Raw genomic sequence first — 13,635 nt, 5'->3', positions numbered from 1 at the left:
ACAAGCGTACAACGAATGTAATAACATATCATTTCGGAGGGAATATGTTCCGACCCACACTGTATTTGTTCTCAATCGCGTTTGCAGGCCAAGCTATTGCTGAAGCGCCAAGCGTGGCCGTCGATATTGCGCCTGTTCATTCGCTGGTCGCCCGTGTGATGGATGGCGTGGGTGAGCCCAGTCTGATCATTCCGCCCGGGGCGTCACCTCATGATCACGCTATGCGGCCTTCTGAGGCGCGGTCTTTACAGTCCGCCGAGATCGTATTCTGGACTGGAGAAGAGCTGACCCCTTGGCTGGCTAAACCCTTGGGTGCGCTGTCGCCGGATGCACTGCACGTCTCTTTGTTGGATGCCGATGGAACAATTCTCTATGAATTCCGGGATGCGACCGATCATGATGACCATGATGACCATGATGACCATGCGGATCATGATGGCCACGACGATCACGCGGATTACGACGATCATGCGGGTCATGACGATCACGACGACCATGCGGGCCATGCAGACGACCATGGCCATGATCACGAAGGGGTTGACCCCCACGCCTGGCTGGATCCCGAAAATGCACGTATCTGGGTTCAGGTAATTGCCGCAACGCTCTCAGAGGCGGACCCTGAAAACGCCGATTCTTATCAGCAGAACGCGGCGACCGCAGATCGGGAACTGATTGAACTGAAAGAAAAAATTATGACAGATCTGACAGATATGCAGACGCTGTCATTCATAACGTTTCATGATGCCTATCAGTATTTCGAAAAGCGATTTGGGCTGGAGTCATCCGGCGCAGTCAGTCTTGGCGATGCGTCCTCTCCCGGGCCGGCGCGATTGGCGGCTTTGCGTGAAAAGGTTGAGCATGAAGGAATTGTTTGTGCCTTTTCCGAGCCACAATTTGACACAAGGCTGGTACGGACAGCGATCGAAGGAACCGGGGCCACGATCTTTGAATTGGATCCCGTAGGCGTGAGTCTTGACACGGGAATTTCGCACTATGACAGTTTGCTAATGGCCATGTCCGCCGGCTATCAAGACTGTTCCAAAAGTAAGTCGTAAGTAGCCGGGATAGCGGATTGCTCTTATTCTTCGTTGCAAAAGAGTTCGTAGACAACCTCTAACATCCGGCGTGGCCGTTCATCGGCAAGTCTATAAAAGATCGCCTTGCCTTCGCGGCGAGGCGTCACCAACCCTTCAAGTCGCAACCGCGACAGTTGTTGCGAAACAGCGGCTTGCCGCGCCGAAAGCAGCTCTTCCAGTTCTGTTACTGACTTTTCTCCCGATACCAGGTGGCACAGGATCATGAGACGCCCTTCGTGGCTGATTGCCTTGAGAAAATTTGCAGCATGCGTTGCATTCTCAACCATTTTGTCGAAATTTTCCGGAGATATTTCCTTTGAAAGTTGTGGAAGGGCCATCCTCTGTTTCCTTACCAGCCCACACTTTGGGCGCCTGTTTGTGTTGCTGCCTGGAGAAGGTCGCAAGTCAGCTAGTTATGAACATTTACTCTCATATGCATGAATCAAAATGAGGTGAGGGGAAAAGGGGAACTTGTGAGAGTTCGACGCAGATTTCGACTTTGAAGAGCGTATCGCTTTAGTCACCGCTGAATATCTATTTGCATTTGCAGGGCATGAAGTTTCCTGCACCCCTTGCAGCCCCACTGTGGCGATACTAAGACTCAGGTAACAGATTTTCGGGTAGTGTCCCGATCCATAGCAAAGCAGGCAGGTTTCTTATGTTCGATCCCGTTGACACATACATGAACACGCTTGTCCCAATGGTCGTTGAGCAGACCAGCAGGGGTGAGCGCGCATATGATATCTTCTCGCGCCTTCTGAAAGAGCGGATCATCTTTATCAACGGCCCGATCCACGACGGGATGAGCCATCTTGTGGTTGCTCAGCTGCTGCACCTTGAGGCGGAGAACCCGAACAAGGAAATCTCGATCTACATCAACTCGCCGGGTGGCGTGGTCACCAGCGGTTTGTCGATTTACGACACAATGCAGTATATCAAGCCGAAATGTTCCACATTGGTGATCGGTCAAGCGGCCTCGATGGGGTCGGTTCTGCTGGCCGGTGGTGAGAAGGGCATGCGCTTTTCCCTGCCGAATAGCCGCATCATGGTGCACCAGCCCAGTGGCGGATATCAGGGGCAGGCAAGCGATATCATGATCCACGCAGCTGAGACGCAAAAGCTGAAGGATCGCCTGTATGATATCTATGTACGCCATACTGGACAGACCAAAAAGGCCGTTGAAAAGGCGCTGGACCGTGACAACTTCATGAGCCCGGAAGAGGCTAAGGAATGGGGTCACATCGACGAGATCGTTGAAAACCGCGCCAAGATGAGCGGCGAAGAGAGCTAAGCCCAGACCCCTCGTGTCGCCGATACGGGGGGTATTTTGAGATTGTAGCCGCCACAGTGCTGGCCTAAGCTGCACGAACAGGCGCAAGCGCGGCCCCGCAAGGGGCATAGGATGGAGCCCGAAAGGTAGATCATGGCGACGAATTCAGGCGGTGACGGCAAAAACACGCTCTACTGCAGCTTCTGTGGCAAAAGCCAGCATGAGGTGCGTAAGCTGATTGCAGGTCCGACCGTGTTCATCTGTGATGAATGCGTCGAGCTGTGTATGGACATCATCCGCGAAGAGACGAAAGCCAACGGGCTGAAATCTTCTGACGGAGTGCCGACGCCGAAAGACATCTGCGAAGTTCTGGACGATTATGTGATCGGTCAGGCTACGGCCAAGCGGGTTCTGTCAGTAGCGGTTCACAACCACTATAAACGATTGAATCACGCTCAGAAGGCCGGCAGCGATATCGAGCTGGCCAAATCCAACATCCTGTTGATCGGCCCGACAGGCTGCGGCAAGACGTTGTTGGCGCAAACTCTGGCGCGCATTCTGGATGTGCCCTTTACCATGGCCGATGCGACCACGCTGACCGAAGCCGGTTATGTGGGCGAGGATGTCGAAAATATCATCCTCAAGTTGTTGCAGGCCAGCGAATACAATGTCGAACGCGCGCAGCGCGGCATCGTTTACATCGATGAGGTCGACAAGATCACGCGCAAATCCGAGAATCCCTCGATTACGCGCGACGTGTCGGGCGAGGGCGTGCAGCAGGCGCTGCTGAAGCTGATGGAAGGCACCGTCGCCAGTGTTCCGCCGCAAGGTGGACGCAAGCATCCGCAGCAGGAATTCCTGCAAGTGGACACGACGAATATCCTGTTCATCTGCGGTGGTGCCTTTGCGGGTCTGGATAGAATTATCGCACAGCGCGGCAAAGGCTCGGCCATGGGCTTTGGTGCCGATGTGCGGGACAATGATGACCGCGGCGTGGGTGAGATTTTCAAAGAGCTGGAGCCTGAAGACCTGCTGAAATTCGGTCTGATCCCGGAATTTGTCGGACGTCTGCCAGTTCTGGCCACGCTTGAAGATCTCGACGAGGATGCGCTGGTCACCATTCTGACCAAACCCAAGAACGCGCTGGTCAAACAGTATCAGCGTCTGTTCGAACTGGAAGATGCCGAGCTGGGCTTTACCGACGATGCGCTCAAGGCTATCGCCAAACGCGCCATTGAACGGAAGACCGGTGCACGCGGGCTGCGCTCGATCCTTGAAGATATCCTTCTGGACACGATGTTCGAATTGCCTGGCATGAAGAACGTGACCGAGGTTGTCGTTAACGAAGAGGCTGTATCTTCGGACAAACAGCCGCTGATCATCTATGCGGATGCGGCGGAATCGGCTTCGGCCGGGTAATCACAGAATTTGAATTGCAACAGATGGCGCGGTGATCCCGCGCCATTTTGTGTTTGGGAGGGCAGGATGACGATAAGGCGAATTTCCTCGGGCGGCCAATATGAGGCCAAAGTCGGCTATTGCCGGGCAGTGGTTGCAAACGGTTTTGTCTTTGTTGCCGGGACCTGCGCACAAGGCGAAATCATTCCCAAAGATATCGTCGGACAGTGCAAATCCGCGCTGCAGGCGATTGAAAAGGCCTTGGATGAGGCTGGATCAAATTTGGCGCATGTGGTTCGGGTAAACTACTACCTTCCGGACATGTCAGAATTTGAACTGTGCTGGCCCTTGCTGGTTGAGGCATTTGGTGAAAACCCGCCGGCGGCGACAGTGACCGAATGCAACCTGATCACGCCAGAGGACCGCATCGAGATTGAAGTGACCGCAGTTTTGCCGGATTGATGCGCAACGTTACCCTAGCACTGGACCTTGGCGGACCTTTGGTCCATATCTGCAGAGACAAAAATGCCGGAGGCAGCCGATGGGAATCCTGAACAGTCTTTTGCGCGCCGTGACCTGGTGGAACGGGGCCACCCTGAACACCCAGATTTACACCGCGCGCAAAGGCGTGAAAGTCGGTGAAGATAATGAAGGCAATATATTTTATCGTACCGCGGATGACAGCAGGCGTTGGGTGATCTTCAACGGCGAGGCCGAGGCCAGCAGGGTTGATCCCGATTGGCACGGTTGGTTGCACCGCACCTGGGACGAACCGCCAACCGACAAACCTCTGGCACATAAATCCTGGGAAAAACCGCACCAGGAAAACCTGACAGGAACCGCGCTTGCTTATGCACCGGCGGGGTCTTTGCGCCGCCCGGATCCGGTCGAGCGTTCGGATTATGAGGCCTGGAACCCGGAATAAGACGAGGCGAGCAATGTCATCTTACAAAGTTTCAGAAGTTTTGGTCGGAGGCGCGGTCCTGGCCGGGGCAATAGCGTTTGGCGTTTATGCGAGCCAGTCGACAGGCCTGTCCCAGGGCGGTTCTGGTTATGAGCTTAACGCCTCTTTCCGCTCGCTCGAAGGCGTCGGCGTCGGAACGGACGTGCGGCTTGCCGGGGTCAAAATCGGCACCGTGACAGGAGTGGCCCTGAACCCGGAAACCTATCGGGCGGACACGACTTTTGCGATTTCTGATGGAATTTTGGTCCCCGATGACAGTGCTATCGTGATCTCATCCGAAGGGTTGCTGGGTGGTAACTTTGTAGAAGTCATGCCAGGCGGATCGCCCTTTAACTTTGAACCGGGCGATCAGGTCGAGGATACACAGGGCGCAGTCAGCCTGATTTCGCTTTTGGTTAAGTTCGTCGCCGGAGATGGCGGCGAATGAAGCGATATGCTCTGATCGCGGCAATACTGGCAGCCTCTGGGGTAGCGGCACAGCAAAAGGTTCAATCCGGACCGGGTGCAATGCTCAGAGGGCTGGATAAGGTCAATGGCCAGACCGTTGATGTCGAACTGCAAAACGGCCAATCCAAGACAGTCTTTGGGCTGGATGTCGCACTGGGTGATTGCCGCTATCCTGCAGATAACCCAACAGGGGACGCGTTTGCCTACCTGACCATTTGGGAACAAGGCGGAACGGATCAACTGTTTGACGGGTGGATGATTGCCACCTCGCCAGCCCTGAATGCGCTTGATCATTCGCGCTATGACGTCTGGGTGATCCGCTGTATCACGCCATCCGGCGATTGATCGAGATCAGCAGAGAAATCTGCTGCAATAGTCACTGCCTCTTCCAGCGCGTTCCGATACTGTGCCCGTGGCACCTCGATCGCGCCGAGCGAGGCGAGATGCGCGGTTAAAAACTGTGTATCGAACAGTTTGAACCCGCAGGACCGCAACCTATCGACCAAATAAGCCAGTGCAATTTTTGAGGCATCCTTGCGCCGGGAAAACATGCTTTCGCCAAAGAAGGCAGCGCCAAGAGTAACGCCATAAACGCCCCCAACCAAATTCGGGCCGTCCCAGATTTCCAGTGAATGGGCGTGACCGGATTGGTTCAGCTTTTGGTAAAGGGTGCGAAGTTCCTGATTGATCCAGGTATCCGTGCGATCAGCGCAGCCATCAACAACGCCGGGAAAATCCCTGTTGATTGACACCGTGTACCCACAGTTCCGAATCCTGCGGGCCAAGCTGCGTGAGATGTGAAATCCGTCCAGAGGGAAGATGCCGCGAAACTTAGGATCAACCCAGAACAGGTCCGGATCATCGCGATGTTCAGCCATCGGGAAGATACCGATGGAATATCCATGGAGCAGTAATTCCGGGGAAAGGCTCATGCCAGGCGCCTCAGGGTCGGAAAGCGATAACCTTCCGACCCAGCAGAGTTAGTCGGCCATATTCTCCGCAAGCCAGTGCTCCAGCCAGTGGATGTTATAATCACCGCTTTGGACGTCACTTTCTTGCAGAAGTGCGTGGAACAAGGGAACCGTCGTGTCGATTCCGTCCACGATCAACTCACCCAATGCGCGTTCGAGACGGGCCAGTGCTTCGGGCCGGTCGCGGCCCTGCACGATCAGTTTGGCGATCAGTGAGTCGTAGTAGGGCGGGATCGTGTACCCGTCATACAACGCTGAATCCATCCGCACACCCAGACCGCCCGGCGCATGGTAGGCCGAGATTTTTCCGGGGCAGGGCGAGAAGTTTGGCAATTTCTCGGCGTTGATCCGAACCTCGATGGCGTGACCATTGATTTTCAGATCATCCTGACCGAATGACATTGGCTGACCAGCCGCAACGCGGATTTGTTCGCGCACCAGATCCACGCCAAAGATGCCCTCAGTGACCGGGTGTTCGACCTGTAGGCGGGTGTTCATCTCGATGAAATAGAAGTCGCCATTTTCGTACAGAAATTCGATCGTACCTGCACCGATATAGTTGATCTTGGCAACCGCATCGGCACAGACCTTACCGATCCTTGCGCGTTCTTCGGGGGTGATGCAGGGGCCGGGTGCCTCTTCGAATACCTTTTGGTGGCGGCGCTGCAGGGAACAGTCGCGCTCGCCCAGATGAACCGCTTGGCCCTTGCCATCGCCAAAGACCTGAATCTCGATGTGGCGCGGCGTGGTCAGGTATTTCTCAATATAGACCTCGTCATTACCAAAGGCGGCTTTGCCTTCGGCGCGCGCGGTCATAAAGGCGCTTTCCATCTCATCCGCACTCATCGCGACTTTCATGCCGCGTCCGCCGCCACCGGCGGTGGCCTTGATGATTACAGGATAGCCGAATTCTTCACCGATCCGCTTGGCTGCGGCCAGATCCGGCACGCCACCATCTGAACCAGGCACACAGGGAACGCCCAAGGCCTTCATCGTGTCCTTGGCGGTGATCTTGTCACCCATCACGCGGATATGCTCAGCGGTGGGTCCAATGAAGGTGATGTCGTGATCTTCGACGATCTGCACAAACTCGGCATTTTCAGACAAAAAGCCGTAGCCTGGGTGGATCGCCTGAGCGCCAGTGATCTCGCAGGCTGAGATGATCGCAGGCACCGACAGATAGCTTTGTGGGCTGGGCGGGGGGCCGATGCAGACCGATTCGTCCGCCATGCGTACATGCATCGCGTCACTGTCTGCGGTTGAATGGACGGCGACTGTCTTAATCCCCATCTCGCGTGCGGCGCGGATGACGCGCAGGGCGATCTCGCCTCGGTTGGCAATCAGGATCTTGTCGAACATGGGGCCGCCTTACTCAACAATGACCAGAGGAGTGCCGAATTCCACAGCATCGCCATCACCCACCAAAATACGCTTGATAGTGCCGGATTTAGGCGCGTGGATGTGGTTCATGGTTTTCATCGCTTCGACGATCAGCAGCGTGTCGCCTTCGGAAACACTGGCACCGACGGAGATGAAGGACGGCGCACCCGGCTCGGGCTGCATGTACACGGTGCCGACCATGGGCGAAGTCACGGCGCCCGGATGGCTGGCTGGATCGTCACTTGCTGTGGGTGCTTCAGCTGCTGCAGGTGCGGCTGCCGGGGCTGCGGCTGGCGCGGCCGCCGGGACCGCAACCTGGACCGGAGCGGCGACGGGTGACATGCGGCTAACGCGTACGTTCAGGCTGTCATCTTCGCCATAATCGCGCTTTACCTGCAACTCGGTCAGGTCGTTTTCCCGCAGCAGTTCGGCCAGTGCCTTGATAAACGCCACATCCGCTTCGTGTTTGGTATCTGTCATGAGTGTCCTCGACGGTTCCCCTTTGGCCCGTCTGTTTCGCGCGGGCTTTGGTCTGATTACGCAGCGTTATAAGCTAAGCGTACGGCCATGAAAAGCACAGTCTCGGCCTGTCAGATGGGGGTTTTGCTGAAGATTACCAGTGGTAAACAGCGTTACAGCGGCATTCCGGAGAGTTTCGCAACCAGTTCAGGCAGTTTACGTGCCCCGAATTTTTCAAGCAGCCGCGCACGGTAGGCTTCGATTGTACGATAGCTCAGGTTCAGTTCCGCACCGATTTCCTTGGCCGACAAGCCCTTGCAGGACAGAATGGCAACCTCGCGCTCACGGCTGGTTAGCTCGACCAAAGGGCGTTCCTCGGAAATATCCGAAAAACTCCAGATGCCATGGCGGAATGGATCTTCAGGCGTTAGCGAACGTCCGCGCGCGCGGCACCAGAATAAGTCGCTATCGCGGCGACGCATGACCCTCTCATCCGTGTAATATCCGGTGTCGCGCATGATTTGCAGGCTCCGTGCGCCGATACGTTCCCAATCTGCGACAGAAGGGTAGAGATGTAGCAGGGGCATGTTGCGGTAATCGGCCTCTTCACCGCCGAAAGTGCGTGCGAACTGCAGATTGCACCGGCGGATCACGCGGTTCTCCAACTCGACCAATCCGATCGGCGCATATTCAAAGGCTGGGTCGCTCATATGTCCATGGTGCAGGTGTTTTTCCGAAAATAGAAGGGGAAGGCCTGTGTTTTTCGAAATATGCAAATGGGTTACACCGCGGTCCGGGTGTTTGGAATTGCGGGATGCGTTTGTGAAGAAAGTAAACTGCCCAAGAAAATTTATTGCTAAATACTTATATTTAAATAATACTTTTGAAAATGCTCCTGAAGTTGACCAAAGGAGCCAGCGGAAAAAGAGGAAATTTTGCGGGACACGTTAACAGGCAGCCGTATTCGCGAAAGGCGGCAGATCGCCGGATTGCGTCAGGCCCAGCTTGCACGGCAGGTTGGAATCTCGGCATCTTATCTGAACCTGATCGAGCATAACCGCCGCAGGATCGGAGGAAAGCTGTTGGTGGATATCGCTGCGGCCCTGACCGTTGAGCCTTCGGTGCTAACCCAGGGGATCGAGGCGACGCTGATTTCTGCGCTGCGCGAGGCTGCGGCAGATGCTGTTGGCCAGAAAGCCGAAGTGGACGGGCTTGAGGAGTTCGCAAGTAGGTTTCCAGGGTGGGCGGGCGTTTTGGCGCAAATGCACAGCCGAGTGGTGTCGTTAGAGCGAACGATTGAAACCCTGTCGGATCGTTTGACCCACGATCCTCATCTGGCAGCATCCATGCACGAGGTCCTTTCGACAGCCGCCGCGATTCGTTCCACCGCTGCCATTCTTGCTGAAACGCAAGAGATTGAACCCGAGTGGCAAGACCGATTCCACCGGAACCTGCACCAGGATGCCGAACGGCTGGCCGATAGCTCCAAATCGCTGGTGGCCTATCTGGATGATTCCGAGGGGGCCGAGGATCGTCGCGGCGTCCCTCTGGAAGATGTCGAAGCATTTTTTGACAGGCATGATCACCATTTCCCGGAAATCGAATCCGGAGGCGGAAGCGCAGATGTTAATCTGAATGAGATTGATTCCTCTGCCGCGCGAAAAGTGGCGCGGGATATTCTGGACGTTTACGAATCCGACGCTCGGCTTTTGCCTCTGGATGCGCTCAAAGGGGCTTTGGATCGGGGAGTTACAGATCCTTTGCTTTTGGCAACAGAGTATTCAGTCGACATCGCCACCGTGCTGAGGCGGCTGGCCGCCTTGCCCAAAAGGTATTTGTCGCGCCCGACCGGGCTGGTGATTTGTGATGCCTCGGGCAGCATTTTGTTCAGCAAATCGGTGCCCGGTTTTGCCATGCCCAGATTCGGCGAGGCGTGTCCTCTGTGGCCGCTGTTTCAGGCGCTGAACCGGCCGCTGGTTCCGATCCGAAAACGGATCGTCCAGTTGGGGCGAACGGCTGCGGAATTCGATTGTTATGCCTATGCCTGGCCGCAATCCATTTCCGGCTATGATGATGCGCCGGTTTATCGTTCTGTCATGCTGGTTCGATCCGTCGAAGAAAGCCCTCAGGGCAGTCAGGCGGTTGCCCATGTTGGCCCAAGTTGCCGGGTCTGCCCCAATAAGGACTGTGAATCGCGCCGAGAGCCCTCGATTCTGAGCGAAGGTTTTTGACAGTTTCGTGACACTGCGCATAAGCTGTTTCGGACAGGTTGACAGTGGTGCAGCCCGTCTCGGGGAGGAATGAAATATATGAGCCGAAAGGTTCTGTTGATCGAGGATGAGCCGAACATTGCTGAAGCCATTCGGTTTTTGCTGACCCGCGAGGGATGGCAGGTTGAAACGCATGCTGAAGGGACGGATGCGCTGCTGGTGATTCAGGGCGCGAAGCCCGATCTTGTGATTCTGGATGTGATGCTGCCGGGCAAAAGCGGGATGGAGATTTTGCGCGACTTGCGCGAACTCGAAGAACTGCGAAATCTTCCGGTTCTGATGCTAACGGCTCGTGGCCAATCGAAAGATCGTGAGATGGCCGAGAATGCAGGGGTCAGCCGGTTCATGACAAAGCCGTTTTCCAATGCAGAAGTTCTGACCGCCGTCCGCGATTTGCACGCGCAGGCCTCGCGGTCATGAGCATGCAGGACGACCGCCAACCATCTGGTGCGCGGCCGTCGCTGTTTCTTGAGCGCCAAAGTTACCGCCGACGCAGGCTAACCGACGCCGCCCGTTTATTGCCCATATTGGGGGGCGCGCTGATTGCGATTCCGTTGCTGTGGCCGCGTGGGGGCGATGCAGCGGACGGAGTGCCGCTGTCTTCTGCGATTCTCTATATCTTCACATGCTGGGCGGTTTTGATCGTTGTCAGCGTTCTCTTTGGGTTCGCCGCAAGACGCATATCAACCGGCGATGATTCCGAGCCAGGTCAAGACTGATGGCAACGCTGAACGTGCTGATCCTGGTTTGTTTAGGCTATGTGGTGCTGTTGTTCAGCGTCGCATTTGCCGCCGACAGAATGGCCGCGGCGGGCAGGGGGGCGTGGCTGCGATCTCCGTTGATCTACACGCTGTCGCTGTCGATCTATTGTACCGCCTGGACCTTTTATGGCGCGGTAGGGAACGCCGCCCGGTCGGGGCTGGAGTTCGTAACGATCTATCTGGGACCCACGTTGGTCATGATCTGTTGGTGGTGGGGATTGCGCAAGCTGGTTCGAGTTGGCCGCAGCCAGAGGGTGACCTCAATCGCTGACCTGATTTCGTCTCGCTATGGCAAGTCGAACACTCTGGCGATTTGCGTCACAATTCTGGCCGTGTTGGGCGGAACGCCCTATATTGCGCTGCAACTTCAATCCATTACGCTGTCATTCTCAATCTTTGCCGAGGCCGACCCAAGTGGTCTTTACCGCGAAGGGTCCAGTGTGTTCTGGGTAGCGGCGGGGCTGGCGGTGTTCGCCATTCTGTTCGGTACCCGCAATCTGGATGCCAACGAACGCCATCATGGCGTTGTCACAGCCATCGCATTGGAATCTGTCGTTAAACTCTTTGCGCTGCTGGCCGTGGGCATTTTCGTTGTCTGGGGTATAGCCGGAGGAGTCGGTCCGATGATGGACCGCATCGATGCCTCTGAGATCGGGCAGTGGAATGTGAATGCCGGACGCTGGACCACGTTTATATTTCTATCGGCTGCGGCCTTTGTGTGTCTGCCGAGGATGTTTCAGGTGATGGTGGTGGAGAACGCCGATGAAGGGCATCTGAGGACAGCCGCATGGGCCTTCCCCCTGTATCTGCTGTTGATGAGTCTCTTTGTCGTGCCAATCGCGGTCGTAGGATTGGACCTTTTGCCCGAAGGATCGAATCCGGATCTGTTCGTGCTGACGGTGCCCCTGTCGCAGGGCAATGAATGGCTGGCGATGCTGTCCTTTATTGGCGGCTTTTCATCCGCCACATCGATGGTGATTGTCACGGCAATGGCCCTATCGACCATGGTGTCAAATCACGTCGTGATGCCGATCTGGTTTAGCCGGCAGGAGGGCACTGGCGCCGTATCCGGTGATGTCCGCAATGTGGTTTTGCTGTCCCGGCGGATTTCAATCGCCGTGATCATGGTGCTTGGGTTCTCGTATTACCGCATTTCCGGCGGCGGGGCCGCGCTGGCCTCGATTGGTCTGGTGGCCTTTGCCGGGATTTCCCAGATTTTGCCTTCGCTGGTTGGCGGGCTGTTCTGGCGCGGGGCGACGCGAACAGGGGCTCTGATCGGACTGACGGTCGGGTTCTTGTTGTGGATCTACACGCTGTTGTTGCCCGGCATGGGCAGCGCGATTATGTCGGATAGTGTCCTGCAGAACGGACCGTTCGGATGGGGCTGGTTGCGCCCGCAGGCCTTGTTCGGGATCGACGGAATGGACCCGATGGTGCACGCTGTGTTGTGGTCGCTGTCGCTGAACACGCTGGCATTTTGCGCGGCCTCTTTGCTGAGTTTTCCAAGCCCGCTCGAACGTTTGCAGGGGGCGCAATTCGTCAACGTATTCGACCATTCGGTTGCGCTGCGCGGTTGGACCGGATCGGTAGCGCAAAGCGAAGACCTGATGATCATGACCCAGCGCATTTTGGGCGCAGGTCCGGCGCAAGAGTTCTTTCAGGCGCAGGCGGAACAGCAGGGTGGGCGTTCCAGCCTGCCCGAACCTACGCCTGGGTTTTTGGAGCGGTTGGAACGTGAACTCAGCGGCTCGGTCGGGGCGGCGACAGCGCATGCGATGATCGGGCAGATTGTTGGTGGTTCCTCCGTTTCGGTCGAGGATTTGCTCGCCGTGGCCGACGAATCCGCGCAGATGTTGGAATACTCCAGCCAACTGGAAGCGAAATCCGCTGAACTCAGCCGTACGGCGCGCCAACTGCGTGAGGCGAACACCAAGCTGACGCAAATTTCCGAACAGAAGGACGGGTTCCTCAGCCAAGTCAGCCACGAATTGCGAACCCCCATGACCTCGATCCGAGCATTTTCCGAGATCATGCGGGATACCGAAGGTCTGACCAGCGAAGAAAGAACGCGTTACGCTGCCATCATCCATGACGAGGCGCTTCGGTTGACACGGCTGCTGGATGACTTGCTGGACCTGAGCGTTCTGGAAAGTGGGCGAGTCAATTTGAACAAGAGCGGTGACACCCTGCGGTCGGTTTTGGATCGTGCTGTGTCCAGTGCCTTGGCTGGAACCAGCCAGAAACTAACCGTCCGGCGGTCGAAAACCTCCGAACGCGTTCTCCTGCATACGGATTTGGACCGTCTGGGGCAGGTGTTTATCAACCTGATTTCGAACGCTCAGAAATATTGTGATGCCAAAGAACCGGTTCTGACCATTTCCGCGCATGATGTCGGCGGACAAGTCGTCATTGATTTTGCTGATAACGGCACCGGCATTCCCCCGGATGCCCGGCAGATGGTTTTTGAGAAATTTGCCCGCGTCGGAGGCGACAAGGCAGGTGGTGCGGGGCTGGGATTAGCGATCTGCCGTGAGATTATGCAAAGACTGGGGGGCGATATCAGCTACTTGCCCGGCCATGGTGGGGCTGCGTTCCGGGTCAGGCTGCCACAGGCCTACCGACAGGCTGCGCAGTGACGG

The 13,635-nt window shown here is 56.2% G+C and carries 16 protein-coding genes; 11 read left to right on the top strand and 5 right to left on the bottom strand.

Annotation, left to right across the window (positions count from 1 at the left end; all coding sequences use genetic code 11):
- Positions 1–44: 44 nt before the first annotated feature.
- On the top strand, positions 45–1,055 hold the full coding sequence (locus AC2FH2_RS13505; RefSeq protein WP_496823941.1) for a zinc ABC transporter substrate-binding protein: 1,011 nt from the start codon (positions 45–47) through the stop codon (positions 1,053–1,055).
- Between the two features lie 23 nt (positions 1,056–1,078).
- Here the strand turns inward: AC2FH2_RS13505 and AC2FH2_RS13500 are convergent, their stop codons facing one another.
- A complete protein-coding gene (locus AC2FH2_RS13500) occupies positions 1,079–1,414 on the bottom strand; it encodes an ArsR/SmtB family transcription factor (RefSeq protein WP_496823939.1) in 336 nt (111 codons plus the stop codon).
- Between the two features lie 320 nt (positions 1,415–1,734).
- Between AC2FH2_RS13500 and AC2FH2_RS13495 the strand changes: the two genes are divergently transcribed.
- The 6 genes from AC2FH2_RS13495 to AC2FH2_RS13470 all read left to right on the top strand — a co-directional run bounded on the left by AC2FH2_RS13495 (position 1,735) and on the right by AC2FH2_RS13470 (position 5,500).
- Positions 1,735–2,367, top strand: a complete 633-nt coding sequence (locus AC2FH2_RS13495) for an ATP-dependent Clp protease proteolytic subunit (RefSeq protein ID WP_271950384.1) — start codon at positions 1,735–1,737, stop codon at positions 2,365–2,367.
- Between the two features lie 132 nt (positions 2,368–2,499).
- Positions 2,500–3,765 (top strand): ATP-dependent Clp protease ATP-binding subunit ClpX, encoded by a 1,266-nt coding sequence (gene clpX / locus AC2FH2_RS13490; RefSeq protein ID WP_142638118.1) that lies wholly within the window; start codon positions 2,500–2,502, stop codon positions 3,763–3,765.
- A 66-nt stretch (positions 3,766–3,831) separates the two neighbouring features.
- Positions 3,832–4,206 carry a Rid family hydrolase gene (locus AC2FH2_RS13485; protein ID WP_142638120.1) on the top strand — a complete coding sequence of 125 codons (375 nt, stop codon included), beginning with the start codon at positions 3,832–3,834 and terminating at the stop codon, positions 4,204–4,206.
- A gap of 79 nt (positions 4,207–4,285) precedes the next feature.
- Positions 4,286–4,669 (top strand): NADH:ubiquinone oxidoreductase subunit NDUFA12, encoded by a 384-nt coding sequence (locus AC2FH2_RS13480; RefSeq protein ID WP_142638122.1) that lies wholly within the window; start codon positions 4,286–4,288, stop codon positions 4,667–4,669.
- Between the two features lie 13 nt (positions 4,670–4,682).
- Positions 4,683–5,135 (top strand): outer membrane lipid asymmetry maintenance protein MlaD, encoded by a 453-nt coding sequence (gene mlaD / locus AC2FH2_RS13475; protein WP_496713951.1) that lies wholly within the window; start codon positions 4,683–4,685, stop codon positions 5,133–5,135.
- Positions 5,132–5,500 carry a DUF2155 domain-containing protein gene (locus tag AC2FH2_RS13470; RefSeq protein ID WP_142638127.1) on the top strand — a complete coding sequence of 123 codons (369 nt, stop codon included), beginning with the start codon at positions 5,132–5,134 and terminating at the stop codon, positions 5,498–5,500. The genes mlaD and AC2FH2_RS13470 overlap by 4 nt, the downstream gene beginning before the upstream one ends.
- On the opposite strand, the gene aat is transcribed toward AC2FH2_RS13470, so the two are convergent.
- The 4 genes from aat to AC2FH2_RS13450 form a co-directional block, all read right to left on the bottom strand.
- Entirely contained in the window at positions 5,455–6,087 is a 633-nt protein-coding gene (aat, locus tag AC2FH2_RS13465) for a leucyl/phenylalanyl-tRNA--protein transferase (RefSeq protein WP_142638129.1), read from the bottom strand. The genes AC2FH2_RS13470 and aat overlap by 46 nt on opposite strands.
- A 48-nt stretch (positions 6,088–6,135) precedes the next feature.
- Positions 6,136–7,485: an acetyl-CoA carboxylase biotin carboxylase subunit gene (accC, locus tag AC2FH2_RS13460; RefSeq protein WP_271950374.1), complete on the bottom strand. Its 1,350-nt coding sequence runs from the start codon at positions 7,483–7,485 to the stop codon at positions 6,136–6,138.
- Between the two features lie 9 nt (positions 7,486–7,494).
- Positions 7,495–7,986 (bottom strand): acetyl-CoA carboxylase biotin carboxyl carrier protein, encoded by a 492-nt coding sequence (gene accB / locus AC2FH2_RS13455; RefSeq protein ID WP_142638133.1) that lies wholly within the window; start codon positions 7,984–7,986, stop codon positions 7,495–7,497.
- A gap of 152 nt (positions 7,987–8,138) precedes the next feature.
- The gene (locus tag AC2FH2_RS13450; RefSeq protein ID WP_142638135.1) at positions 8,139–8,675 is read right to left on the bottom strand and encodes a helix-turn-helix domain-containing protein; all 537 of its coding nucleotides are present in this window, start codon (positions 8,673–8,675) and stop codon (positions 8,139–8,141) included.
- A gap of 222 nt (positions 8,676–8,897) precedes the next feature.
- On the opposite strand from AC2FH2_RS13450, the gene AC2FH2_RS13445 reads away from it, so the two are divergent.
- From AC2FH2_RS13445 to AC2FH2_RS13430, 4 genes are all read left to right on the top strand, one after another.
- The gene (locus tag AC2FH2_RS13445; RefSeq protein ID WP_496824007.1) at positions 8,898–10,196 is read left to right on the top strand and encodes a helix-turn-helix domain-containing protein; all 1,299 of its coding nucleotides are present in this window, start codon (positions 8,898–8,900) and stop codon (positions 10,194–10,196) included.
- Positions 10,197–10,274: 78 nt separating this feature from the next.
- Entirely contained in the window at positions 10,275–10,655 is a 381-nt protein-coding gene (locus tag AC2FH2_RS13440) for a response regulator transcription factor (protein ID WP_142638139.1), read from the top strand.
- Positions 10,652–10,954 carry a hypothetical protein gene (locus AC2FH2_RS13435; protein ID WP_282027767.1) on the top strand — a complete coding sequence of 101 codons (303 nt, stop codon included), beginning with the start codon at positions 10,652–10,654 and terminating at the stop codon, positions 10,952–10,954. The genes AC2FH2_RS13440 and AC2FH2_RS13435 overlap by 4 nt, the downstream gene beginning before the upstream one ends.
- Positions 10,954–13,632, top strand: coding sequence for an ATP-binding protein (locus AC2FH2_RS13430; RefSeq protein WP_496823936.1), 2,679 nt, complete (start codon positions 10,954–10,956; stop codon positions 13,630–13,632). The genes AC2FH2_RS13435 and AC2FH2_RS13430 overlap by 1 nt, the downstream gene beginning before the upstream one ends.
- Positions 13,633–13,635 lie beyond the last annotated feature (3 nt).

Source organism: Ruegeria sp. YTSA105 (genome assembly GCF_059610225.1).
This window is presented reverse-complemented; position numbering and strand designations above follow the sequence as displayed.